General features: G+C 64.6%; 23 protein-coding genes. 6 read left to right on the top strand and 17 right to left on the bottom strand.

What is annotated here, in order from left to right; translation table 11 throughout:
* Positions 1-5 precede the first annotated feature (5 nt).
* Positions 6-557 carry an LPS assembly lipoprotein LptE gene (gene lptE, locus P6U31_RS01005; protein WP_407186446.1) on the bottom strand — a complete coding sequence of 184 codons (552 nt, stop codon included), beginning with the start codon at positions 555-557 and terminating at the stop codon, positions 6-8.
* The gene (leuS, locus tag P6U31_RS01010) at positions 544-3,168 is read right to left on the bottom strand and encodes a leucine--tRNA ligase (RefSeq protein ID WP_407186447.1); all 2,625 of its coding nucleotides are present in this window, start codon (positions 3,166-3,168) and stop codon (positions 544-546) included. The genes lptE and leuS overlap by 14 nt, the downstream gene beginning before the upstream one ends.
* 191 nt (positions 3,169-3,359) lie before the next feature.
* Here leuS and P6U31_RS01015 point away from each other — a divergent pair, with 191 nt between their 5' ends.
* Positions 3,360-4,406 carry a GGDEF domain-containing protein gene (locus P6U31_RS01015; protein WP_407186448.1) on the top strand — a complete coding sequence of 349 codons (1,047 nt, stop codon included), beginning with the start codon at positions 3,360-3,362 and terminating at the stop codon, positions 4,404-4,406.
* 97 nt (positions 4,407-4,503) lie between these two features.
* On the opposite strand, the gene P6U31_RS01020 is transcribed toward P6U31_RS01015, so the two are convergent.
* Positions 4,504-6,207 carry a diguanylate cyclase domain-containing protein gene (locus tag P6U31_RS01020; protein ID WP_407186449.1) on the bottom strand — a complete coding sequence of 568 codons (1,704 nt, stop codon included), beginning with the start codon at positions 6,205-6,207 and terminating at the stop codon, positions 4,504-4,506.
* A gap of 109 nt (positions 6,208-6,316) precedes the next feature.
* Here P6U31_RS01020 and P6U31_RS01025 point away from each other — a divergent pair, with 109 nt between their 5' ends.
* Positions 6,317-7,006 (top strand): YggS family pyridoxal phosphate-dependent enzyme, encoded by a 690-nt coding sequence (locus P6U31_RS01025; RefSeq protein WP_407186450.1) that lies wholly within the window; start codon positions 6,317-6,319, stop codon positions 7,004-7,006.
* A gap of 168 nt (positions 7,007-7,174) precedes the next feature.
* Here P6U31_RS01025 and P6U31_RS01030 read toward each other — a convergent pair whose 3' ends face one another.
* Both P6U31_RS01030 and P6U31_RS01035 read right to left on the bottom strand, forming a co-directional pair.
* On the bottom strand, positions 7,175-7,960 hold the full coding sequence (locus tag P6U31_RS01030; RefSeq protein ID WP_407186451.1) for a 2-keto-4-pentenoate hydratase: 786 nt from the start codon (positions 7,958-7,960) through the stop codon (positions 7,175-7,177).
* 6 nt (positions 7,961-7,966) lie between these two features.
* A complete protein-coding gene (locus tag P6U31_RS01035) occupies positions 7,967-8,536 on the bottom strand; it encodes a L,D-transpeptidase (RefSeq protein WP_407190057.1) in 570 nt (189 codons plus the stop codon).
* 203 nt (positions 8,537-8,739) lie between these two features.
* On the opposite strand from P6U31_RS01035, the gene P6U31_RS01040 reads away from it, so the two are divergent.
* Positions 8,740-9,426, top strand: coding sequence for a response regulator transcription factor (locus P6U31_RS01040; protein WP_007598630.1), 687 nt, complete (start codon positions 8,740-8,742; stop codon positions 9,424-9,426).
* A gap of 58 nt (positions 9,427-9,484) precedes the next feature.
* Positions 9,485-9,928 carry a cyclic nucleotide-binding domain-containing protein gene (locus P6U31_RS01045; RefSeq protein WP_128928805.1) on the top strand — a complete coding sequence of 148 codons (444 nt, stop codon included), beginning with the start codon at positions 9,485-9,487 and terminating at the stop codon, positions 9,926-9,928.
* A 24-nt stretch (positions 9,929-9,952) separates the two neighbouring features.
* On the opposite strand, the gene xth is transcribed toward P6U31_RS01045, so the two are convergent.
* The 9 genes from xth to P6U31_RS01090 form a co-directional block, all read right to left on the bottom strand.
* The gene (gene xth, locus P6U31_RS01050; protein ID WP_407186452.1) at positions 9,953-10,768 is read right to left on the bottom strand and encodes an exodeoxyribonuclease III; all 816 of its coding nucleotides are present in this window, start codon (positions 10,766-10,768) and stop codon (positions 9,953-9,955) included.
* Positions 10,769-10,899: 131 nt separating this feature from the next.
* Positions 10,900-11,658 (bottom strand): outer membrane lipoprotein carrier protein LolA, encoded by a 759-nt coding sequence (locus P6U31_RS01055; RefSeq protein WP_407186453.1) that lies wholly within the window; start codon positions 11,656-11,658, stop codon positions 10,900-10,902.
* A gap of 152 nt (positions 11,659-11,810) precedes the next feature.
* The gene (locus tag P6U31_RS01060) at positions 11,811-14,285 is read right to left on the bottom strand and encodes a DNA translocase FtsK (RefSeq protein WP_407186454.1); all 2,475 of its coding nucleotides are present in this window, start codon (positions 14,283-14,285) and stop codon (positions 11,811-11,813) included.
* Between the two features lie 9 nt (positions 14,286-14,294).
* Positions 14,295-15,509, bottom strand: coding sequence for an aminotransferase class I/II-fold pyridoxal phosphate-dependent enzyme (locus P6U31_RS01065; RefSeq protein WP_407186455.1), 1,215 nt, complete (start codon positions 15,507-15,509; stop codon positions 14,295-14,297).
* Between the two features lie 248 nt (positions 15,510-15,757).
* Positions 15,758-16,162 carry a GFA family protein gene (locus P6U31_RS01070; protein WP_407186456.1) on the bottom strand — a complete coding sequence of 135 codons (405 nt, stop codon included), beginning with the start codon at positions 16,160-16,162 and terminating at the stop codon, positions 15,758-15,760.
* Positions 16,163-16,365: 203 nt separating this feature from the next.
* On the bottom strand, positions 16,366-17,814 hold the full coding sequence (locus tag P6U31_RS01075) for an ammonium transporter (protein ID WP_407186457.1): 1,449 nt from the start codon (positions 17,812-17,814) through the stop codon (positions 16,366-16,368).
* A gap of 37 nt (positions 17,815-17,851) precedes the next feature.
* Complete coding sequence (locus P6U31_RS01080; RefSeq protein WP_008142813.1) at positions 17,852-18,190, bottom strand: P-II family nitrogen regulator; 339 nt, start codon at positions 18,188-18,190, stop codon at positions 17,852-17,854.
* 312 nt (positions 18,191-18,502) lie between these two features.
* Positions 18,503-19,804, bottom strand: coding sequence for an ammonium transporter (locus tag P6U31_RS01085; RefSeq protein WP_407186458.1), 1,302 nt, complete (start codon positions 19,802-19,804; stop codon positions 18,503-18,505).
* Positions 19,805-19,882: 78 nt separating this feature from the next.
* Positions 19,883-20,221: a P-II family nitrogen regulator gene (locus P6U31_RS01090; RefSeq protein ID WP_128928813.1), complete on the bottom strand. Its 339-nt coding sequence runs from the start codon at positions 20,219-20,221 to the stop codon at positions 19,883-19,885.
* 246 nt (positions 20,222-20,467) lie between these two features.
* Here P6U31_RS01090 and P6U31_RS01095 point away from each other — a divergent pair, with 246 nt between their 5' ends.
* On the top strand, positions 20,468-21,346 hold the full coding sequence (locus tag P6U31_RS01095) for a DUF4339 domain-containing protein (RefSeq protein ID WP_407186459.1): 879 nt from the start codon (positions 20,468-20,470) through the stop codon (positions 21,344-21,346).
* Positions 21,347-21,371: 25 nt separating this feature from the next.
* Here the strand turns inward: P6U31_RS01095 and tesB are convergent, their stop codons facing one another.
* Positions 21,372-22,235: an acyl-CoA thioesterase II gene (gene tesB / locus P6U31_RS01100; protein ID WP_128928815.1), complete on the bottom strand. Its 864-nt coding sequence runs from the start codon at positions 22,233-22,235 to the stop codon at positions 21,372-21,374.
* A 222-nt stretch (positions 22,236-22,457) separates the two neighbouring features.
* Between tesB and P6U31_RS01105 the strand changes: the two genes are divergently transcribed.
* Complete coding sequence (locus P6U31_RS01105) at positions 22,458-23,678, top strand: ubiquinone biosynthesis hydroxylase (protein WP_407186460.1); 1,221 nt, start codon at positions 22,458-22,460, stop codon at positions 23,676-23,678.
* A 217-nt stretch (positions 23,679-23,895) separates the two neighbouring features.
* On the opposite strand, the gene P6U31_RS01110 is transcribed toward P6U31_RS01105, so the two are convergent.
* A complete protein-coding gene (locus P6U31_RS01110; protein WP_407186461.1) occupies positions 23,896-24,093 on the bottom strand; it encodes a Trm112 family protein in 198 nt (65 codons plus the stop codon).
* Positions 24,094-24,216: 123 nt separating this feature from the next.
* Positions 24,217-24,747, bottom strand: a complete 531-nt coding sequence (locus P6U31_RS01115; protein WP_407186462.1) for a TetR/AcrR family transcriptional regulator — start codon at positions 24,745-24,747, stop codon at positions 24,217-24,219.
* Between the last annotated feature and the right edge of the window lie 97 nt (positions 24,748-24,844).

Here is a 24,844-nt window from a genome sequence, read left to right on the forward strand (position 1 = left end):
GTGACCTATGTCCCCGCGGTGAAGAACGAGGCGAGCCGGGTCGTGATGTTCTCGGCGATCTCGGTGGCGGCACGATCCTCCGCATCGCGCACGGCGCGGTTGCGCGAGAAGCGCTGGTAGGAGCCCGGCATGTCGTAGGACACGCGCGAGAAGGTCGAGCCGGTCATGACCGACTTGCCGCTCGCGACGTCGATCAGGTTGTACTGGGCGTCGATGCCGAAATTTTCGTTGGTCGGCAGTCCCGTCGTGGCGCTGACGATCAGTGAGGATCGGGTGGTGGTGAAGCGGATGTCCAGCCGGTGGGTCGGCGGCATGCCCGTCGCCGAGCCGTAAAGCTTGAAGGCCAGGGCGTTGCGGATTTCGACGCCGACGCGGGCTTCGCGGGAGGCATTGGGCTTGCTGATCGGGGGCAGCTCTACCCCCATCAGCTTCTCACGCAGGCCGGGGAGGCCGTCGCCCCGCTCGGCATACATCGGCTGGAAGCAGCCGGCCGTCAACGCCGCCAATCCGGCGACCGCCAGCAAGCGGGCTGCGATGCGGATCCTAGCCGACAACATTTACGATCCTCTTGGGGACGATGATCACCTTGCGGACGGGCTTGCCGTCCAGGGCCAGCTTTACCGCATCGAGGGCCAAAACGGCAGCCTCGATTTCCGGATTCTGGGCCGCTGTTGCAACCGTGACCTCACCCCGCTTCTTGCCGTTGACCTGGACCACGAGGGTCACGCTGTCTTCAACCAGCAAATCGCGTTCGATTTGGGGCCAATCGGCCTCGGAAACCAGCCCGCTTTGGCCCAGCACCTGCCAGCACTCCTCGGCGAGGTGCGGCATCATCGGGGAGAACAGCTGGACCAGGATCCGGCCGGCTTCGCGGATCGCCCAGGCAAGGTCGGCGGACGGCTGTCCGGGACGCTGCAGTATCTCCGAGAAGGTGTTGCTGAATTCGCGAATATGGGCGAGGCAGACGTTGAAGTGCAGCCGCTCGATCCCGGTGGTGACCTTGTCCAGCGCGCCATGGGCGGCCTTGCGCAAGGCGGTGGCGTCGGAGCCGAAGCTGGCAGGCCGAGCCGCCGGCGCACTTTTGCCGAGCTCGACGGAATCGTTCACCAGCCGCCACAGCCGCTGCACGAAGCGCGAGGCGCCCTGGACGCGCTCGTCGCTCCAGATCACGTCGCGGTCGGGCGGGGAGTCCGACAGCATGAACCAACGGGCGACGTCGGCGCCGTAGGTCTCGATGATGTCGTCGGGGTCGACCGTGTTCTTCTTCGACTTGGACATCTTCTCGATCGGGCCGATCTGGATGTCCTCGCCAGTCGCAAGCAATGTCGCGCGGCGTCCATTGCCACCAATTTCGACCTTGACCTCGGCCGGCTGCACGTAGGTGCCGTCGGCCTTCTGGTAGGTCTCGTGCACCACCATGCCTTGCGTGAACATGCCGGCGAACGGCTCGTCCAGCGCGATGTGCCCCGTCGCTTTCATCGCGCGAGTGAAGAAGCGGCTATAGAGCAGATGCAGGATCGCGTGCTCGACGCCGCCTATATATTGGTCGACCGGCAGCATCCGGTTGGCCACGGCTGGCGTGGTCGGCGCGTTCTCGTTCCAGGGATCGGTGAAGCGCGCAAAATACCAGGACGAATCCACGAAGGTGTCCATGGTGTCGGTTTCGCGCTGGGCCTTGCCGCCGCATTGGGGGCAGGTGACGTGCTTCCAGGTCGGGTGATGGTCGAGCGCGTTGCCCGGCCTGTCGAAGGTCGCATCATCAGGCAGCTTCACCGGCAGGTCGGCATCCGGCACCGGCACCACGTCGCATTTCGGGCAGTGGATGACGGGAATCGGGCAGCCCCAATAGCGCTGGCGGGAAATGCCCCAGTCGCGCAAGCGGAAATTGACCTGCCGCTCGCCGACCGGTGCGTTGCCGCGCAGCTCGGTCTCGAGGCGCTTCGCCACCTCGTCCTTGGCCTGCTCGATGGTCATGCCGTCGAGGAAGCGCGAATTGATCATGCGGCCGTCACCGTCATAGGCGGTGTCGGTGATCACGAACGTCTTCGGGTCCTGTCCTTCCGGGCACACCACCGGCGTGTTGCCGAGATTGTACTTGTTGACGAAGTCGAGGTCGCGCTGGTCGTGCGCCGGGCAGCCGAAGATCGCGCCGGTGCCGTATTCCATCAGCACGAAATTGGCGACATAGACCGGCAGCTTCCAGGACGGATCGAACGGATGCACGGCGCGGATGCCGGTGTCGAAACCCTGCTTCTCCGCGGTGTCGATGATCTCCTGCGCGGTGCCGATCTTCTTGATCTCGGCAATGAACTCGGCAAGCGCGGGGTTCTTCGCCGCGGCCGCTTGTGCCAGCGGATGATCGGCCGAGATCGCCATGAACTTCGCGCCGAACAGCGTGTCCGGGCGGGTTGTGAAGATCTTCAGCTCGCTCTCGCCTGCAGGCGTCGTCGCCGCATCCAGCGCGAAGCGGATCAACAGGCCCTCCGAGCGGCCGATCCAGTTGCGCTGCATCAGCCGCACCTTGTCCGGCCAGCGGTCCAGCGTATCCAGCGCTGCCAAGAGCTCCTGCGAATATTTCGTGATCTTGAAGACCCACTGATTCATCTCGCGCTGTTCGACGACAGCGCCCGAACGCCAGCCACGGCCGTCGATCACCTGCTCGTTGGCGAGCACGGTCATGTCGACCGGGTCCCAATTCACCTTGCGCTTCTCGCGCTCGGCGAGGCCTGCGCGCAGGAAGTCCAGAAACATCTTCTGCTGGTGCTTGTAATAAGAGGGATCGCAGGTCGCGATCTCCCGGGACCAGTCCAGCGACAGCCCAATCGAGCGGAGCTGCTTCTTCATCGCGGCGATGTTGTCGTAGGTCCAGGCTTTCGGCGCGACCTTGCGCTCGATGGCGGCATTCTCGGCCGGCAGACCGAAAGCATCCCAGCCCATCGGGTGCAGCACGTTGAACCCCTTGGCGCGCATGAAGCGGGCCAGCACGTCGCCGAGCGTATAATTCCGGACATGGCCGATATGAATGCGCCCGGACGGGTAGGGGAACATCTCCAGCACATAGTATTTCGGCCGCGAATCGTCGTTCTTGGAGACGAAGATCTGCTGCTCGTCCCAGAGGCGTTGCCAGCGCGGTTCGGCGTCGCGGGCGTTATAGCGTTCGGAGGTCATGGAATCGTTGGGTTTTCATGGGTTCGGCCGTCTCAAGACGGCGGACTAGGCCATAGAAGACCTCGGGGGGTCAATGGGTTGCCGCGATTTGGAACTTTGCTCTCGCCTCCGCATAACTACGAGGGCCCATGTTGGGGTGTGATTAAGGGGTCAGTGCCAATTTGCGGCCCGATAAGGCCGCCTCACCGCAAATGCATTCCAGCTTCGACGATCCCGATTACGACTATGCCGCCTCCATCGCTGGACGGGCGATGCGCAGCATGTCCGAACAGCGGATTGCGCCGACCCCGGCCAATTTTGCGGTGTGGTACCAATATTTCGCGGGCAGCCATGACGATCTGCGCAACGCGATCGATCTCCTGATCGACCACAATCGCCCGTTCGACGCCCGAACCAATCAGGATCTGTTCGAGACCTACGTCGCACCCCAGGTGAGCGCCGTCATGGTCGACACCTCCGAGCGGCTGCAGGCCCTGATGGGTGCGGCCAAGGAATTTCTGGCGACTGCGATCGCTGACAACCATTCGCAGATGCAGGTCATCAGCCAGGTGGCGGATCAGGGCCAGGCCGGCGTCGATCCGAAGGTGCTGGTCGCCCAGCTCATGAACGAGCTGGCCCGCGCCGCCACGAGGGCGACGCAGCTGGAAGCGGGCTTTGCTGAAAAGACCCGTGAGCTCGACGTGATCCGCGATTCGCTCTCGCGGTCCGAGCAGCGCGCCCGGACCGACACGCTGACGGGCCTTGCAAACCGGCGGGCGCTCGACGAATTCCTTCGCAAGGCGCAGGCGACAGCGGCATGGGGCGAGCCGCTCAGCGTGCTGATGCTCGACATCGACCATTTCAAGACCTTCAACGACAATTACGGCCACGGCGTCGGCGACCAGGTGCTGCGCCTGATGGCGAAGGTGTTGCGCGAAAAGGTCCGCGAGCAGGATCTGCCGGCCCGCTATGGCGGCGAGGAGCTGATTGCGGTGCTGCCGGACGCCGATCTCGCCACTTGTGCCGAGATCGCCGAGCGCATCAGACGCGCGCTCGCCGAATGCACGATCACCCGCCGCTCGACCGGCGAGATCCTTCCCAGCATCAGCGTGTCGATCGGTGTGGCGCAGTACCGGGTCGGCGAAGCGATCACCGATCTCGTCGAGCGCTGCGACCGCGCGCTCTATCTCGCCAAGAGCGGCGGCCGTAATCGCGTGGTGACGGAAGCCGAGCTCGATCGCGACGGGACCGCGGGCTAGGCGCGGGCCGGCCCGACCACGAGGATGTGGAAGTTATGGTGCCCCGAAAGCACGCAGCTCTGATGCCGCAAGCGGGGCGAGGTGAAGCGCCAGCTGACTACGCGCTGGCCGCCATCATGATGTCAACCGCGCCGGTCTCGATCGCCTGCACGCCGTGCTCGACGACATTGTTGCGGCCGCGGTGCTTGGCGGCATAGAGCGCGGCGTCGGCAGCTTCGATGAGGTCGCCGGGTCGCAAGGCTTCGTTGGGCTTGGTCGCAGCAACGCCGATCGAGACCGTGACGATCATGTGGCTCGAGGTGATGTGCGGCAGGCACAGCTTCAGCACGGCAGCGCGCACCTGCTCGCCGATCTCGACGGCGCGGTTCACATCGGTGTTCGGCAGCAGCAGGCAGAATTCCTCGCCGCCATAGCGCGCCGCAAAGCCCATCGTGTCGGCGGCGATGCCGGAGAGCGACTCGCCGAGGCGGGTTAGGCAGGAATCGCCTTCGAGATGGCCATAGGTGTCGTTAAACAGCTTGAAATGGTCGACGTCGATCATCAGAAGCGCGAGGTCGCTGCCATATTGCTGCGCGCGCATCCACTCGAAGTCGAGCCGGCTCTGGAAGCCGCGGCGGTTGGCGAGCCCCGAGAGCATGTCGATCGAGGCCATCACCGTCAGCCGATCGTTGCTGGCGATCAGCTCGCGCTCGCGCTGGCTCAGTTGCGCGGCCATCGCGTTGAAGGCGCGGGCCAGTGGCACGAACTCGGCCGGCAGGCGGCTGCGCGCGGCGCGGGCCGACAGATCGCCCTCGCCGAGACGCTTGGCCATGTCTGCAAGCATCTCGATCGGCTTGATGACGAGCTTTTCTGCGGCGATCAGCGCGCCGAGCAGGACGAACACGACGACGAAGGCGAGCTGGAGATAGGCGGTGCGGATGTCGCGGCTGACCGCCGCGGACACCTTGTCCTCGTCGATGCTGGCAATCAGGCGGGCATTGGTGCCGGCGATGCGGATGTAGCTGACCGCGCGGCGGGAGCCGTCGGCGGCGAGGAAGGACAGTGAGCCTTCGTCCTGGTCGGACCGCAGCGCCCGGTCGGCGATGGCCGACATCAGCGGCATGTTATCGAGAGGACGGCCGACCGCGCTGTACTGATCGGCCGGAGCGGCAAGCACGGTACCGGCGCTGTCGACCAGCACGGCGGTGATGCCGGCGCGGCCGCCGAGATTGCTCATCACCTTCGACATCCAGTCGAGATTGACCGTGGCGAGTACCACGGCATCGGATACGCCGCTGAAGGCGGACACCGGATAGACCGCCATCACGGTCGGGGTCGGCACCGGCCGCGACAGGATGAAATCGCTCAGCACGAAGCGGCCGGTCTCCTGGGCCTGCTGAAAATAGGGCCGGTCGCCGAGGTCGAGGCCGACATACATGTTGTTGGTGGCGCATTGGATGCGACCGTCCTGGCCGGCGATCAGGAGCGTGCGGATCCAGGGCAGGTTCGACGGCAGGCTTGCGCGCAGCACGTCGCAGCTCTTGCTGATGCCGCCGGCGGAGGCGCGGATGAAGGCTTCCGATTTCAGGATGGTTTCGACCGACGATATCACCTCGCGCTGCGCATCGGCGCTGTGCCTTGCGACGGTGGTGAACTCAACCACAGCCTGCGCGATCTGCCGGGCGCGGGTGTCTTCGAGCGAGCGAATGCGCTCGAGCATCAAGGGCGCCACCAGAATCACCGCGAGCAACGCAAGCCGCGCCCGGATTCCGAGAACCTGCTTGAGTTTCGCTCGTTTGCGGTTGAGACTAATGCTTGCCATCTTCGTTACCCACCCCATGGGCCAAGGTAAAGCGAAGGGTTCAAAAACTGTTTCTTGAACTCGGTAAAATTGGACCTACCTCCGGTTCCGAGCACAACCAGACGACGTTATGACAGAAGCCAACGCCGCGCCGGTAACCGGCCATTCACCAAACGCGCTCGCCGCGGTCGAAGCCGAAATCGCCCGCGCCTGCAAGGATGCGCGACGCGATCGCGCCTCCGTGACGCTGATCGCGGTGTCCAAGACTTTCGCCGCGGATGCAATTATCCCGATCATCGCGGCGGGACAGCGCGTATTCGGCGAGAATCGGGTGCAGGAGGCCAAAGGCAAGTGGCCAGCGTTAACGGCGGTTTACCCCGGCATCGCACTGCATCTGATCGGACCGCTGCAATCGAACAAGGCGAAAGAGGCGGTGGCGCTGTTCGATGCCATCCATTCGGTCGATCGTCCGAGCGTTTGCCAAGCGTTAGCCAAGGAAATCGAATCCCAGAACAAGCACCCGCAGCTCTTCGTCCAGATCAACACCGGCGAGGAGCCGCAGAAGGCCGGCGTTGCGCCCGGCGAAGCCGACGCTTTTCTCGCCGCCTGCCGCAACACCTATGGGCTGACGATCTCCGGATTGATGTGCATTCCGCCGGTCGACGAACCGCCGGCGGCGCACTTTGCGCTCACCGCCAAGATCGCTGCGCGCAATGGATTGAGCAATCTGTCGATGGGCATGAGCGCGGATTTCGCCACCGCCATCATGCTCGGCGCCACCCATGTGCGGGTTGGCAGCGCGATCTTCGGGCACAGGTAGGGAGTCGTTAGCGAGATTCCTGCCCGGCAACTCACTTTCGATTTCGTCATTGCGAGCGCAGCGAAGCAATCCAGAATCTTTCCGTGGAGGGACTCTGGATTGCTTCACTGCGCTCGCAATGACGCGTGGAGAGAGATGGGCTCGGAGTGATGGCGGAGTAAGCCGAGCCTACACAAACCTCACCGACACCTTCCCCAGCACACCGAAATCCACCGCAAGATGATCGCCGACCGCAATCGGCAGCGGCGGATGGCACGTGCCTGTGGTCACCACCTGCCCTCCCCGCAAGGTGATGCCGAGCCCGGAGAGCTCGTTGGCAAGCCAGGCGAGCGCGGCGCGGGGATCGCCGAGCACGTTCTTGCCATGGCCGGTGTAGCGCTCGCCGCGCAGCGTGATCTGCGGCCGCTCCTCGACGAGATCCATCGCGCGCCAATTCGCAGTCGTCGCAGGTCCCAGCACGAACAGATGCGCGCAGGCATTGTCGGCGATCAGCTGCGCCTCGCCCGCGCTCACGAAATCGACAAAGCGTGAATCGGGAATCTCGATGGCGGGATGGAAGCTGTCGACGGCGCCCAGAACTTCCTCGACCGTGTACGGCGCCGCGCGCGGCGGCAGGTCGCGCCCCATGCGGAAGGCGAACTCCGGCTCGCCGACGCGCATCGCGTTGCCCTTCATCGAGGCGGTGCCGCCGTCTTCGATCACGGTGTCGCTCAGGATGCGGCCGGCCAGCGGTCCCGTGACGTTGATGTGCTTCTGTCCGGAGACGCTGGTGGCCGCGATCTTCCAGCCGAACAATTGTCCAAGCGATTGGGTCTCGAGCGCAGCCTGGATGGCATAGCCCTCAGCGCGGCTCTGCGGCCGCAACCGCAGCTCCAGCGCGTCAAGCTTGGCGCCGTCGCGCCAATGTCGGACGAGCACGCGCGATGCGGCCGCGATCTGATCCGTGTCGAGCATCGATCCTCACCCGATGATGATTCTTGTTCGCGGGCCAAGGCGCCGCAGCAATTGCAGCATGGCAGATTTCGTCATGGAGACGCAGCCCGCGGTTGGACCGAAATTGTCGCGGGCCAGGTGCAAAAATACCGCGCTGCCACGGCCGGCGATCCGCGGCTTCGTGTTGTGGTCGATCTCGATGATGAAATCATAGAGGTGGTCGGCACGCTTGAGCCGGTCACCGCCCTGCCCTTCGCCAAGCCGGATGCTCTGGTTGTAATGGCGGTCCCGAGGGTCTTCGCACCAGGCGTCCTCGCCGGTGATGATCCGGGCTGGCAGGAAGCTCTGCGGACGGCTGTGCCGGTCGCCCCGCCACCACAATCGCCGGGGGCGGAAGCTGCCCCGGGGGGTCCCGCCGTCGCCCTCGCGCTTGTTGGCGAGGATGCCGCCCCGCCCCAGCGCAACCGGTATGGTCAGCGATCCCGCCGTCAGCCAGCCTCGGCGCGGATTGCCGGCGGCGGCCTTAACGCGGACCGTGGAGAGCGGCCCGGTACTTCGATTCATGGCATAACCAATTGAAGTCGCTTTGTTTTTCATGTGAACGCGCAATGTCGGATTCATTACAGGACATTCATCAAAACGCCCTGCTATTCTGAGTTAGAGTGCTTCTGGCTTGTGAATCGGTGACAGCCCACTACTTCAACACGAATAACAACAATAACGGCGACCCCTAAACTTCCCCTCGCGGCTGGGTGCAGCATGGATGCGCGCCGAGTCGGACCCCAAAAGGATGACCCCCTATGGCCAATGCCCGCAAGATCCTGATCGTGGATGACGATACCGATCTGCGCGATACGTTGGTGGAGCAATTATCGCTACACGAAGAATTCGAAGCCTCCGCCGTGGATACCGGCGCCAAAGGTGCGAGCGCCGCCAAGGCCAACGCCCCTGATCTCGTTCTGATGGATGTGGGCCTGCCCGACACTGACGGCCGCGAGGTGGTGCGTTCCTTGCGCAAGGGCGGCTTCAAGGCTCCGATCATCATGCTGACCGGGCACGACACCGATTCCGATACGATTTTGGGGCTGGAATCCGGTGCCAACGACTATGTGGCAAAGCCCTTCCGCTTCGCCGTCCTGCTGGCCCGCATCCGCGCCCAGCTTCGCCAGCACGAGGCCAGCGAGGACGCGGTGTTCTCGGTCGGCCCCTACTCCTTCCGACCCGGCTCCAAGATGCTGACCGCGGCCAATGCGCGCAAGGTGCGGCTTACGGAGAAGGAAACCGCCATCCTCCGCTTCCTCTACCGGGCCGGCCAGATGCCGGTCTCGCGCGAGACTCTGCTCCAGGAGGTCTGGGGTTATAATTCCGGCGTCACCACCCACACGCTGGAAACCCACATCTACCGTCTGCGCCAGAAGATCGAGAAGGACGCCGCCAACCCGGAAATCCTGGTCACCGAAGCCGGTGGCTACAAGCTGGTGCCGTGATACGCTCGAGGGGCGTGCGAATCGTTTTAGATCGCATGCCCTTGAGCCTCGGATCTGAATGTCAATCGACGACGACGTAGCGCTTCTCGAGCGAGTCCCGACATTGCGCCTGTTGGGCGACGCCTCGTTGCGCATGCTGGCGATCGGCTCCGAGCAGCGTGACTTCGTCCGCGGCGACACCCTGTTCAATCTCGGCGACGATGCCGATGCGGGCTTCGTGGTCCAACGCGGCGCTTTCCGGGTCGAGGACGGCGCCGGCGCCGAAATGATCGCCGGTCCCGGCGCGTTGATCGGCGAGCTCGCGCTGGTGGTGCCGATGAAGCGGCCGTCGAGCGCGATCGCATTGGAGCATTCCTCTGTCATCCGCGTCGCGCGCAGCCTGTTCCAGCGCGTGCTCGAAAGCGATCCTGCCGCCGCGCTCCGCCTGCGCGACGAATTCGCCGTGCGCTCCAGCCAGATTGCCAGCGATATCCTGATGGCGGGCGCGAAGCTGACGTCGTAGCTCTCCACCCGTCATTCCGGTGGCCTACACCTCCAGCGTCACCGTGACCGGCACATGGTCCGACGGCCGCTCCCAGCTGCGCGCGTCGCGCAGAATCTTGAAATCGCTGACCGCGTCCTTCAACGCGCGCGACACCCAGATGTGGTCGAGCCTGCGGCCGCGATCGCCGACGGTCCAGTCGGCGGAACGGTAGCTCCACCACGTGTAGACCTTCTCGGACATCGGAATGCGGTCGCGCGCGACGTCGACCCATTCGCCGGCTTCGAGCGCGGCCTTGAGCTTCTCGGTTTCGACAGGCGTGTGCGAGACCACCTTCAGAAGCTGCTTGTGCGACCACACGTCGTTCTCGTGCGGAGCGACATTGAGATCGCCGACCAGGATGTGGCGATCCTCCCCGCGCGGATGTAGCGGCTCGCACGCCTTCATCTCGTCGAGGAAGCGGAGCTTGTGATCGAACTTCTCGTTCACGAGGGGATCGGGGATGTCGCCGCCGGCCGGCACGTAGAAATTATGCAGCACCAGCGGCTTTGCGATGCCGGCCTTGTCGCCAAACGACACCGAGATATGGCGCGAATCCACCTTGTCGCAGAAGGTGCGGATATCGGTCGCCTCGAACGGAAGCTTCGAGACGATGGCGACGCCGTGATAGCCCTTCTGCCCGTTCAGCGCGACGTGCTCATAGCCGAGCCGCTTGAAGCGCTTCAGCGGAAAGGCATCGTCGATGCACTTGGTCTCCTGCAGACACAGCACGTCCGGCCGCGCGCTCTTGAGGAATTTCGCGACCAGATCGATGCGCAGGCGCACCGAATTGATGTTCCAGGTTGTCAGGGAAAGACGCATGGGAACGATCTAACAAACTCCATCCGTCATGGCCGGGCTTGACCGGGCCATCCACGTTTTTTTGTGGGTCCAGAAATGTGGATGCCCGGGGCAAGCCCGGGCATGACGATCATCGAAGCAGCCGTCGGGTTTCAACCCGGCGCGGGGCCGTAATTGGTGAAATCGATCTTGAACATGCTGGGATCGAGCTTCTTGCTCGAATCCAGATTGTAGACCGCGATCGTGGTGTCGTAGCCCTGCGGGTCGGTGACGGTCCACTGCTTCAACTGGCCGTCCTTGGCGCCGAACATCAGGAGCAGGCGGCTGGTGCCGACCAGCGCCTGCTTCTCCTCGATGGTGACGCTGACGAAGACGTCGTCGGCCGAGACGCCAACGACATTGGTATCCTTCATCAGGTCGATGCGATCGGACAAGAGGAAGCGCAGCGGCGTCTGCGATAACGGGTACACGTCCTGGGTGGCGAGCTTGCGGTCGCGCACGACCAGGGACGATCCATCGGCGATGATGTCGATCGGGCTCGGCGCGTCATATTCGAAGCGTACCTTGCCCGGCTTCTGGATGTAGAAATCGCCTTGCGTCTTGCTGCCGTCGGGGCCGACCTGGACGAAATTCCCGACCAGCGTCTGAAGCGACGAGAGATAGGCGCTGACCTTGGCCGCCTGGGCCTTCTGGTTGGCATCGAAGGTCTGGAAGATGCTGCTCGGCACGTTCCGGCGCGGATCCGGGATCACCGGGTTCGGCGGCGTCTGGGTCGCGCCGGTGACGGCAGGTCCACTGCCTCCGGCTTGAGCACCGTCACGGCCCTTCGGCGCGGGCTTCGGCACGGGCACGGTCTGCGCCAGGGACGATGCAGTCACCATCGCGGCGGTGACGAGCAGCACGCCGGCCATGCGCGCGCTTCGCGCAGCGACCGAGGCAGCGAATCGAATGTCCGGATGTCTGATCAACGCGTCGTCCTGTATGGCTTGAGCGCCTTTTAGCGTGATTTCGGGCAAAAGCAGATATCGATTTTGCGTGAAATGATGTCTCGAGGCGGCTTGCCTCACATATGGCTGTCTTCTTCCTCGACCAGAATCTCGCGCTTGCCGGCGTGGTTGGCGGGACCGACGATGCCTTCCAGTTCCATGCGCTCCATCAGCGATGCGGCGCGGTTGTAGCCGATTTGCAGGCGGCGCTGGATGTAGCTGGTCGAGGCCTTGCGGTCGCGTTTGACGATCGCAACGGCCTGCTGGAAGAGATCGCCGCCGCCATCGCCGCCCATGCCGGTGGCGTCGAACACGGCGCCGTCCTCGTCCTCGGTGGGCTCTTCGGCGGTGACCGCCTCGAGATATTCCGGTTGGCCCTGCGTCTTGAGGTGGCGCACCACTTTCTCGACTTCCTCGTCGGAGGCGAAAGGTCCGTGCACGCGGCTGATGCGGCCGCCGCCGGCCATGTAGAGCATGTCGCCCTGGCCGAGCAGCTGCTCGGCGCCCATCTCGCCCAGGATGGTCCGGCTGTCGATCTTGGAGGTGACCTGGAAGGCGATGCGGGTCGGGAAGTTCGCCTTGATGGTGCCGGTGATGACGTCGACCGATGGACGCTGCGTGGCGAGGATGACGTGCAGGCCGGCGGCGCGCGCCATCTGCGCGAGGCGCTGCACCGCGCCTTCGATGTCCTTGCCGGCAACCATCATCAGGTCGGCCATTTCGTCGACGATGATGACGATGTAGGGCAGCGGGTCGAGCGAGAGCTTCTCTTCCTCGTAGATCGCCTTGCCGGTCTCCTTGTCGAAGCCGGTATGCACCGTGCGCGTCGGCTCCTCGCCCTTGGCCTTCAATTCGAGCAGGCGCGTGTTGTAGCCGTCGATGTTGCGCACACCGAGCTTGGCCATGTTCTTGTAGCGCTCTTCCATCTCGCGCACGGCCCATTTCAGCGCGACCACCGCCTTCTTCGGATCGGTCACGACGGGCGTGAGCAGATGGGGAATGCCGTCATAGACGGATAGTTCGAGCATCTTCGGATCGACCATGATCAGGCGGCACTGGTCCGGGCGCAGCCGGTAGACCAGGCTGAGGATCATGGTGTTGATGGCGACCGACTTGCCGGAGCCGGTGGTACCGGCAATCAGCATGTGCGGCGTGCGCGCGAGGTCGATGATGACAGGGTCGCCGCCGATGGTCTTGCCGAGACACAGCGGCAGCTTTGCCACCGTGTCGGTCGCCTCTTTCGCGACCAGCAGCTCGCGCAGATAAACCTTTTCACGATGCGCGTTCGGCAGCTCGATGCCGATCGCATTGCGGCCCGGCACGACCGCGACGCGCGCCGACAGCGCGCTCATCGAGCGGGCGATGTCGTCGGCAAGCCCGATCACGCGCGACGATTTGATGCCGGGCGCCGGTTCGAGCTCGTACAGCGTGACCACGGGGCCCGGATTGGCTTTGACGATCTCGCCGCGCACGCCGAAATCCTGCAGCACGCCTTCGAGCGAGCGCGAATTGTTCTCCAGCTCGGCCTTGCTGAGCGGCTGGCGGTCGCCGGCCTTCGGCGCGGCCAGCATGGAGACGGAGGGAAGATCGAACTTGTCGGAGGATTTCTTGGCAGGCGTCTTCGGCGCAGCCTTCTTGCGCGGGGCGCGTGCGGCGGGCTCCTCCTCCTCCTCTTCTTCCTCTTCCTCCTCGTGATGATCCTCGTAGTCCTCGTCCTCGGCCTGCGGCGAGATCGAGGGCGCGAGGCGGCCGCCGCCGAGATTCGGCTCCTGGCGGCTGAACTGCGCGGCCTTGGTCTTCGGTGCGCTCGAGACCAGTGAGCGGTAGGCGGCACCACACAGCCAGATCAGCCGTGCCTTCGTGCTCATCAACGCATGGAATAACCAGCCCAGCGACACCGAGCCGCGATCGCCCTCCTCGTCTTCGTCGAGCGGCTTGTCGTCATCCTCGATCTCCGCGAGCTCCGCGTCCTGCTCGCGGGCGCCGAGACCGCAGGCGATCAGGAAAGTCGCCGCCATCGCGGCGAACAGGATCGTGCCCAGCACGATGCGATAGATCATGCCGGGCGGCCCGAAAATCACCGCCGGCGCACGCACCAGGGCGTCGCCGACCACGCCGCCGAGGCCGGTCGGCAGCGGCCAGGCGCCGCCATGCGGCCAGCAGCTGACGAAGCCCGCCGCGATCACCGTGCAGAGAATCCAGGAGCCGAGCCGCAGCGCTTCGCGGTCGAACGGCCGATGCGTCATCATGCGCCAGCCCCAGACCGCAACGGTCAGGACCAGCATGATGGCGCCGAGCCCGAGGATCTGCATCGCGAGATCGGCGCCGATCGCGCCGGCATAGCCGAGGATGTTGCGGATCGGCCGCGAGGTGGCATGGCTGAGGCTGGGATCCTGCACCGACCAAGTCATCAGTGCGGCCGAGGCGACGCCCGCCAGCGCGATCAGGCCGAGGCCACTGAGCTCGCGCATGCGCCGCGCCAGACCCTCGCGAATCGATGGCGGCAGATGACCGACCAGTGGAATGACACGTTCGATTGCCGACATGCTCATGGGCCCCGCCTAACCCAGAGTCTCGACCAGGCGATGCAGCGCCTGCGCCGTGGTCTCGCTATCCTGCACCAGCGCGAGACGGATGTAGCCGGCGCCGGGATTGAATCCATCAGGCTGCTGCCGCGCCAAGAAGCTGCCGGGCACCACGCGCACGCCGGCCTCCCTGAAGAGCTTGAGCGCCACGGAGACGTCGTCGCCGATCGCCGACGTGTTGAGCCAGACGCAGAAGCCGGCATCAGGCCGGCGGTAGCCGTAGCGATTACCGATGATCTGGTCGGCGAGATCGAACTTGATCCGGTAGAGCCTGCGGTTCTCCTCGACATGCGCCTCGTCGCCATAGGCGAAGGTCGCGACGTGCTGGAGCGGCACCGGCACCTGCGGGGCGGCGATGTTGCGCAGCTCCAGGAATATGCCGATGAATGTCTTGTCGCCGGCGGCGAAGCCGACGCGCAGGCCCGGCAGGTTCGAGCGCTTCGAGAGCGATTGGAACGCGGCCACGCGGGTGAAATCCGCACCCGCGCATTCGAGCGCGCTGCCCGGTGCTTCGCGGGTGTAGATCTCGGAATAGCACTCGTCGCTGAGGATCATGAAGCCGTAGCGATCGGCGAGACCCTTCAGGCGTGTGAAGTAGTCGGGCGAGGCGACCGAGCCCTGCGGATTGGCAGGCGAGGCCAGGTAGAACGCCACGGTGCGCGCCAGCGTCGCTTCGTCGATCGCGTCGAGATCGGGGAGGAAGCCGTTCTCGACGGTGGTCGGCAGATAGACCGGCTCGCAGGCGGCTGCCAGGGCGCCGGCGCCATAGACCGGATAGAACGGGTTCGGCATCAGGATGGCGGGCTTGCCGGGGCGCGGGCCAACGTAGCGCGCCGCCGCGATCGCGGCGAGGAAAAGTCCCTCGCGGCTGCCATTGAGGACGAGAATCTCGCTTCGGGGGTCGAGCGGGCGCGGCAGTCTGAAGCGCGACGACAGCCAGGTGCTCGCCGCCTGGCGGAACGGCTCGGTGCCCTGATTCATCGGGTACCGGCCGAAATCGGCGATGTGCTTGGCCAGCACCGGGCCGACGAAATCGGGCACGGGATGCTGCGGTTCACCGACCGCGAGCGAAATCAAGGGTTTGCCGGGCTGATGCGGCGCCAGCAGCTCGTTCAGCCGGACGAAGGGGGAGCGTTCGTTGTTGGAGCTTCCACCGGCCTGCGGCGCGCGGGATGAAGCGGTCATGACCATTCTGGGCGCCAGTACTCTTGGAACGGCCGGTCGCACCAAGGCGCCGGCGGGAAGCGGTTCAGTTCACCATAGATAGGGCGAGGTTAAGACGCGATTAACCATCGGCCGCCGCCTGCGTCCAGAGCCGGAAAAATGGGGCCGGATAACAACGGGATGCGGGGCGATCGGAAACAAAATGGCCGGGCTTGTCCCGGCCATCCACGGTTTCTGCTGTCCAAGAACGTGACCAGATTCGCGAAACGAGGCGCCTAACGCCCCGGCAGCTTCTCGAACGTCTTCATGCCGGCTGGAATCGTGTGGAATTCCTGCATGTCGCAGGTGTAGATCGCCATTTGCGGCTGGAACTGCTTGGGCTCGTCCAGGGTGCCGACTTTCAGGATTGCCGCCGGCAATCCCGGAACCTTGGTCACGAGGTGCGTGCCGCATTCGGCGCAGAACTCGCGCGTGACGGCGCGCTCGAGGTCCTTGCGCGTGAACTGCTTGGGTTGGCCCAAGATGTAGCTGAAGCCGGCCGCGGGCATCGCGATGAAGGTGTTGGGTGCCCCGCCCGAGATGTACTGGCACTCGCGGCAATGACACTGGGCCTGCATCATCGGGTCGCCCTCGGCGACATAGCGCACTTCGCCGCAATAGCATCCGCCTTCCAAACGCATGACGACCTCCGGCTTGTTGTTTCTTGTGGTCGATATTTCTGCGCCGGCGGTGCGGAATGGCAATGCTTTTCTTCAACGCCCGGACCAAAAGAAAGGGGCTCCAGCTTGCGCTGGAGCCCCTCAACGGTCTGGGCATTGCCGGGTATGTGCCCGAACCGTAGTTGTGGACGCGATCGCCGAAGAGATCGCGTCCGGGAGGAGAGTTACATGTTGTAGGCGCGCTCGGTGTGATCGGTGATGTCGAGGCCTTCACGCTCGCTCTCGACATTGGCGCGGAGGCCAACGATCACATCGACGACCTTGTAGAGGATCGCCGAACCGACGCCCGACCACACCAGCGTGGTGCAGACGCCCCAGAGCTGGGAGACCATCTGCGCCGCGAAGTCGTAATCGGCAACCTTCGGCGGGATCGCGGTGTAGTCGATGATGCCGGCGCCGCCGAGGGCCGGGTTCACCAGGATGCCGGTGCCGAGAGCGCCGACGATGCCGCCGATGCAGTGCACGCCGAACACGTCGAGGCTGTCATCGTAACCGAGCGCGTTCTTCACCACGGTGCAGAAGAACAGGCAGACCACGCCGACCACGAGCCCGAGGACGATCGCACCCATCACACCGGCGAAGCCGGCGGCAGGCGTGACGGCCACGAGGCCCGCGACAGCACCCGAGATGACGCCGAGCACCGACGGGTGACCCTTCACGATCCACTCCGCGAACATCCACGACAGCGCAGCGGCTGCGGTGGCGACGAAGGAGTTGGTCATGGCGAGGGCTGCGCCGCCATTGGCTTCGAGGTTGGAGCCGGCGTTGAAGCCGAACCAGCCGACCCAGAGCAGCGAGGCGCCGATCATCGACATGGTCAGCGAGTGCGGAGCCATCAGCTCCTTGCCGTAACCGACGCGCTTGCCGATCAGGAGAGCGCCGACGAGACCTGCGATGCCGGCGTTGATGTGCACCACGGTACCACCAGCGAAGTCGATCGCGCCCTTCTTGAAGATCCAGCCGGCGTCGGCGTTGATCTCGTCGAGCTTGGCCTGAGCAGCGGTCTTTGCAGCAGCATCACCCGCGGCAGCCAGCGCCTTGGCGGCGTCCTGGATCGCATCCGGGCCGGGCCAGTACCAGACCATGTGAGCGATCGGGAAGTAGATCAGCGTGACCCAGAGCGGGATGAAGAGCGCGATCGCCGAGAACTTCATGCGCTCGGCGAAGGCGCCGACGATGAGGGCGGGCGTGATCGCCGCGAAGGTCATCTGGAAGCACATGTAGATGAGCTCCGAGATGTTGGCGTCGACCGAGAAGGTCGCGGCCTTCGAGTCGGTGGTGACGCCCATCATGAAGGCCTTGGAGAAGCCGCCGATGAAGTCGGAGCCGCCGGTGAAGGCGAGGCTGTAGCCGTACACGGCCCAGATCACGGTGACGACGCAGACGGTGTAGAACACCTGCATCAGGACGGAGAGCATGTTCTTGGAACGGACGAGACCGCCGTAGAACAGCGCGAGGCCGGGGATCGTCATCAACAGCACCAGCACTGTCGATGTCAGCATCCAGGCGTTGTCTCCCTTGTTGACCGTTGGCTCGGCGTAGGCTGCGGTCGCAGCGAACAGGCCGACTGCGAGAGCCGCCAATCCCGCGCCATGGGGACGCTTGAACGTCATATTGTTTACTCCTGCTTGGATAAGGTTGAGCGCGAAATCAGAGGGCCGCGGCATCGGCCTCGCCGGTGCGGATGCGAACCGCATGGTCGAGGTTGATGACGAAGATCTTGCCGTCGCCGATCTGTCCGGTTTTCGCAGCGGACGTGATGGCATCGATGGTCTTGTCCACCTGGTCGGAAGCGACAGCGACCTCGATCTTGATCTTGGGCAGGAAGCTCACGGCATATTCGGCGCCGCGATAGATTTCCGTATGGCCCTTCTGGCGGCCATACCCCTTGACTTCCGTCACCGTGAGACCGTGAACGCCGATGGCGGTCAGGGCGTCACGGACTTCTTCCAGCTTGAATGGCTTGATAATCGCCATAACAATTTTCATGGGTCCTATCCCCGCTTGGGCCCGGTCCGGACGTGGCCGGGCGTTTCTCGACTGGTTCGCCACGAGGGAGACGTTTCACTACGCGGGCACAGCCGGGACCCCTAGAATCAAATGCCGTGCCAGATCAGGCGTATTGCCTAACGGATTATGAAAACGGGGGTTTTCGCGTTTGACGGGTACCGCGGTGCGGTGCGCCATTCCGTCGCGCCCAAAACATGGTCATGCCTGCTCAAAACGAAAGCACGACAGGCTGCCGACACAATGTTGCTCATGTGTCGGGCAGCCGGAAGGTAATTACGTAGTGCCGCCGCTCTATTGCAAGGCTTCGCCGTGCTGCGAAATATCGAGCCCCTCGAGCTCGTGCTCACGGGATACGCGCAAGGGGACGAACAGGCCGACCAGCTTGAGCAGAATGAAGCTCACGCCCGCCGACCAGACGAAGGTGACGGCGACGCCGTAGAACTGGATCAGCAATTGCTGGGGATGGCCCTCGAGCAGGCCGGCGGTGCCGCCGATGGCGCTGGTCGCGAAGACGCCGCCGAGCAGGGTGCCGGTCAGGCCCCCGATGCCGTGGACGCCGAACACGTCGAGCGAATCGTCATAGTCGAAACGGTGCTTCAGCCAGGTGCAGGCCCAGTAGCAAATCGCACCGGCGATGATGCCGATGACGATGCCGTGCCAGGGCGCGACGAATCCGGAGGCCGGCGTGATGGTGCCGAGCCCGGCCACCGCGCCGGAGATCATGCCCAGCACCGAGGGCTTGCGCCGCGTCGACCATTCGATCGCGGCCCAGGTCAGCGCGCCGGCGCAGGCGGCGAGATGGGTGGCGATGATCGCCAACACCGCGCGCGAATTGGCCGCGCCCGCCGAGCCGCCGTTGAAGCCGAACCAGCCGACCCACAACAGGCCGGTGCCCATCACCGCGAGCGAGAGATCGAACGGCGAGAGATTTTCGGTGCCATAGCCGTGGCGACGTCCCATCACCTTCGCCGCAACGAGGCCGCCGGTGCCGGCCGACAGGTGCACCACGAGACCGCCGGCGAAGTCGAGCACGCCCATGCTGTTGAGAAAGCCGCCGCCCCACACCCAATGCGCCAGCGGAATGTAGACGAAGATGAACCAGGCCACCGAGAACAGCAGATAGGCGGAGAACCGCATCCGGTCGGCGACCGAGCCAGCGACCAGCGCCACCGTGATGATGGCAAATGTCATCTGGTACAGCATGAACAGCGCTTCCGGGATGGTCTTCGCCGCCGGATTGACACTGTCCATGGTCATGCCGGCGAGAAACCAGCGGTCGAGCGTGCCGATCCATGGGCCGTCGCCGACGAAGCACAGCGAATAGCCGAACGCGACCCAGAGAATGGAGATCAGCGTCACCGCTGCCAGGCTCTGCGCCATGGTGGCGAGCACGTTCTTCTTGCGCACCATGCCGGAATAGAACAGCGCAAGTCCCGGGATCGTCATCATCAGGACCAGCGCGGTGGCGACGATCATCCAGGCGGTGTCGGCCGTGTTGATCTCATTTTCCGCCGCATGCGCCGGCGCGGCCATGAGCAGCGCAAATCCGATCGGCACAGCCATCGCAGCTGCGCGGCGCAACATTCCCGCCATGTCGTCTCCCCCCGCATAGAAATTGGGTCGCACGCTATGGCATCGTTGCCCGGTGCGATCGAAGCAGTCGTGTTTGGTTCAGAGCGCGTCGCTGTCGGTCTCGCCGGTGCGGATGCGCACCGCGTTATCGATCGGCGTGACGAAAATCTTGCCATCGCCGATCTGCCCGGTGCGGGCCGTCGAGGTGATCACGGCGACCGCCTTGTCGGCGACGTCGGAGGCGACGGCGATCTCGATGCGCAGCTTCGGCAGGAAGTTCACGACATATTCGGCGCCGCGATAGATCTCGGTGTGGCCCTTCTGACGGCCATAGCCCTTCACCTCGGTCACGGTCATGCCGTGGACGCCGATTGCCGTCAGGGCTTGGCGGACCTCATCGAGCTTGAAGGGTTTGATGATCGCGACGACGAGTTTCATGGTCAGGCCTATTCCCCGGGCTGCGCCGCGCCGTATGTCCCCGGCGCTGCGTCAATCTGGCATCTTTCCGGGCAAATGGCACAAAAAAGTTGCAGATTGAAGCGGAAAAACGTTTGGCCGAGGGCGGTCATGTGAACGGCCGCCTCTGTACAGGGCAGCCGTCCATCCTTCACAATGCATTTTTGGCATGGATGCGGTGAACCCAGGCGTCCCGGCCGGGACATAAGTATGTTCGAGGGGGACTTCATGGCGAGTTGGTTCTACGCATCCGAGGGCAAGCAGCAGGGGCCCTTTCCGGAAGGGCAATTTCGCGATCTCCTCGCCCAGGGCGTCGTGCGCCCGGATACGCTGGTGTGGACTGAGGGCATGGCCGGCTGGCAGAAGGCCGGCGAAATTCCCGGCCTGATTGGCGGCGGCGCGCCGCCGATGGTTCCGGGCGGCGGGCCCCCGATGACGGGTGCCGGCGGTTACGGCGCAGCCGGCAGCGGATCGCTGTCGATCGATTTCGGCATCTGGGACTTCACCTGGCGCACGCTCGTGCTCGCGATCGGCTCGTGCTTCATCATCCCGGTGCCGTGGCTGTTCGTCTGGTACACGAAATGGATCGTGCCCTGCATCAAGGTCCCCGGACGACCCAATCTCAGCTTCACCGGCAACGCGACGACGCTGGTGCCCTGGTTTTTCGGTTTCATCGTTCTGGCGATCGCGCTCGGCTTCGTCGGCAGCCAAGTGCTGAGCAATCTGCTGTTCATCGTCCAGATCGTGCTCTACTGGCTGCTGATCAAATGGATGGTCGCGAACCTCGCCGCCAACGGGCAGCCGTTGGGCTTGAGCTTCACCGGTTCGGTCTGGGCCTATATCGGCTGGAATCTGCTGTTCGCGATTTCCATCATCACCATCATCGGCTGGGCCTGGGTGGCCGCGGCCCAGATGCGCTGGTTCTGCCGCAGCATCGAGGGCACGCGGCGCGAGATCGTGTTCAGGGGCAGCGGCCTCGACATCCTCTGGCGCGGCATCGTGGCGGCGATCCTGTGCAGCCTGATTATCCCGATCCCGTGGGTGTATCGCTGGATCATGAACTGGTTCGCGTCGCAGACCGAGCTCGCGCCGCGCGGCTCGGTGTGACCGGATAATCGCGCGCTTGAGGTGATCAGCTCCTGCGCTCGCGCACCGAGCCTTCCTGCGCGACGGAGGCGACCAGCGTGCCGTCGGGCTTGAAGATCGAGCCGCGCGTCAAGCCGCGGCCGCCGCGTGCGCTCGGCGAATCCTGGGCATAGAGCAGCCATTCGTCGGCGCGGAACGGGCGGTGAAACCACATTGCGTGATCGAGGCTCGCCGGCATCATGCGCTTGTCGAACAGCGTACGGCCATAGCGGGCCATGATCGCATCGAGCAACGAGAAGTCCGAGGCGTAGGCGAGCGCGCACATGTGCAGCGCCGGGTCGTCCGGCAGCGTGGCCGCGGTCTTGATCCAGACATGGATGCGGCCGTCGTCGATCTTCTGGCCGAAATAGCGGCCGAGCTCGACCGGGCGCAGCTCGATCGGCCGATCGGATTCATAGTAGCGGCGGATGAACTCCGGCATCTCCTTGAACATCGGCTGCTTCGCCACCTCCTCCGCCGTGAGCTTTTCCGGTGGCGGCACGTCGGGCATCTTGTCCTGATGGTCGAAGGCACTCTCTTCCTCGGCATGGAATGACACCATGATCGAGAAGATCGCATTGCCATGCTGGATCGCTGTGACGCGGCGGGTCGAATAGCTCTTGCCGTCGCGCAGCCGTTCGACCTGATAGATGATCGGAATCTGCGGATCGCCCGGCAGGATGAAATAGCAATGCAGCGAATGCGGCAGCCGGCCCTCGACGGTGCGGCAGGCCGCGACCATCGCCTGCCCGATGACCTGGCCGCCGAACACGCGCTGCCAGCTCGTCTTCGGGCTGTTGCCGCGGAACAGGTTCACCTCGAGCTGTTCGAGGTCGAGGATCGCAATCAGGTCGATCAGGCCTTTGGACATGATGGTACTTTCTGGTGCTACGTCATTCCAGGGCGCACGCAGTGCGAACTCCGGTTCGCAAGTGCGCACCCGAGAATCTCGAGCTGATAACCTCTGGATTCCGGGGTCGCGGGTTGCGCGCCCCGGAATGACCGAAAGAGGCCGTTCCGCCCTTGTTTCACCGCACTGTTTCGCCCAGCTCAAGTCTGCTAGCAAGACCGAGAATTGACCGGGAATTTGGGTATGTCGGTACAGGGTAGCATTGTCATCGGGGGCGGCGCGTTTGCAGGGCTTGCGCTGGCCCTGGCGCTGCGACAGGGGCTCGGGCCCGAGATTCCCGTTATTGTCGCCGATCCTGCGCTCGGCGCGCGGCCGAGCCGGGACCCCCGCGCCACCGCGATCGTGGCCGCCTGCCGCCGCCTGTTCGAGGCGATCGGTGCCTGGGACGACGTCAGGGGCGAGGCGCAGCCGATCCTCGACATGGTCGTCACCGATTCCAAGCTGGAGGACGCCACCCGTCCGGTCTTCCTGAACTTCGCCGGCGATGTCGCGCCGGGCGAACCCTTTGCGCACATGGTCGAAAACCGCCGCCTGATCGATGCGCTGATAGCGCGTGCCGACGCCGAGGGCATCGATCTTCGGGCCACCACCGTGGCGTCCTACGACGCGCGCGCCGAGGGCATCGATGTGACGCTCGGCGATGGCAGCGTGATTGCGGCGAGCCTGCTGGTCGCCGCCGATGGCGCGCGGTCGAAATTGCGCGAGCGCGCCGGCATCGCGACCCATGGCTGGGAGTATGACCAATCCGGCATCGTCGTCACCGTCGGCCATGAGCGCGATCATGAGGGCCGCGCCGAGGAGCATTTCCTGCCCGCAGGTCCCTTTGCGATCCTGCCGCTCTCGGGCAAGCGTTCGTCCCTGGTGTGGACCGAGCGCCGCGCCGAGGCCGCGCGCATCGTTGCGCTCGGCGACGAGGAGTTCCATGCCGAGCTCGAGCGGCGTTTCGGCCTGCATCTCGGCGAGGTCAAGGCGCTCGACAAGCCGCGCGCGTTCCCGCTGTCCTATTTCGTCGCGCGCTCCTTCATTGCCGAGCGCCTCGCGCTGGTCGGTGACGCCGCCCATGTCATCCATCCCATCGCGGGCCAGGGCCTCAACATGGGGCTGAAGGACGTTGCCGCGTTGGCCGAAGTCGTCGTCGACGCTGCGCGGCTCGGCATGGATCTCGGCGCGGCCGACGTGCTCGAGCGCTATCAGCGCTGGCGCCGCTTCGACACCATGGCAATGGGCGTCGCCACCAACTCGCTGAACTTCCTGTTCTCAAACCAGTCGACGCTGCTGCGCACCGTCCGCGACATCGGGCTCGGCCTCGTCGACCGCGCCCCGCCGCTGAAGAACCTCTTCATCCGCCAGGCCGCCGGCCTCACCGGCGAGGTGCCGCGGCTGTTGAAGGGCGAGGCGCTGTAGCGGGCGTTGGCGTGCTCCACGCTCCACTGTCGTCCCGGACAAGCGCGCTCTGAAGCGCGCGCAGGTCCGGGCCCCATACGCCGCAGCAAGAATTTAGCGAAGACTCGGAGTTGCCACTTGGACCTACGACCATTTCCTGTGGTTATGGCTCCCCGCGTTCGCGGGGATGACACCGAGTGTGTTGCGCTTCCTCGCGCAACAACGGCTGTCCGCATCCTCAATCGATCTTGCGCGCCTCTTCCGGCAGCATGATCGGGATGCCGTCACGGATCGGGTAAGCCAGCTTGGCGCTGCGCGAGATCAGCTCCTGCTTCGCCGAGTCGAACTCCAGCGGGCCCTTCGTCAGCGGGCAGACGAGAATCTCCAGCAGTTTGGGATCGACGCTGGCTTCGGAACGTTCGGTGGGCGCGTTCATGGGGGTCTCCGGCAATCGGTTGCCTCTAGCATAGAAATTCGCGTCCGCCCATCGCACCCGTCAAGGCGCCGTCCGGCGAACTGCATACCGCTTCGCGGCGAGAAAACGCGCCAGAGCAAGATGCTACGCGGACACCATCGTTAAGACCTCGTCGAGCAGGATTTGGAGCCGTGCTGCCGGCATCGGCGCGCCCGACAGGGCAAAGCCGAGAAACGTCCAATAGAGGATCTGTGCGCGGGCGTGCGCCGTCGCCGTGGCGAGCCCACGCTTCGCCAGCAGCTGCTCGATATAGTCGAGCCTGCGGCGGTCGATCGCGCGCACCGCCCCTTGCGCCGCCGCGTCGAAGGCTGCCCAGTTGCGCACCGCCCGTTCGAGATCGAGCCGCGCGCCGAACGACCTGTGCAGCAGCGCCTTCAGCGGCTCGTCGCCGGCGGCCTCGACGTCGGCGATGATCTGCTCCGCCGCGATCTCGCGCCAGCGTTTCAGCACGGCGGCCTGGAAGGCGCCGAGATCGGCGAAATGCCAATAGAAGCTGCCGCGCGACACACCCATGGCCTTTGCCAGCGGGTCGGCCTTGAGCGCGGTAAAGCCGCTCTTGGCCAGCGCCTTGAGGCCTTCCTTGATCCAGTCATCGGCGGAGAGCTGCACGGTCATGTCGGGTTCCCGGGGGTCGGACCATACACTAGTGTATTGACAGATCCTGAGCTAGCGCCTATCTCGCCATACACTGATGTATGGACAAACCTACGGG

Source organism: Bradyrhizobium centrosematis, from assembly GCF_045571495.1.
Taxonomy (GTDB): domain Bacteria; phylum Pseudomonadota; class Alphaproteobacteria; order Rhizobiales; family Xanthobacteraceae; genus Bradyrhizobium; species Bradyrhizobium centrosematis.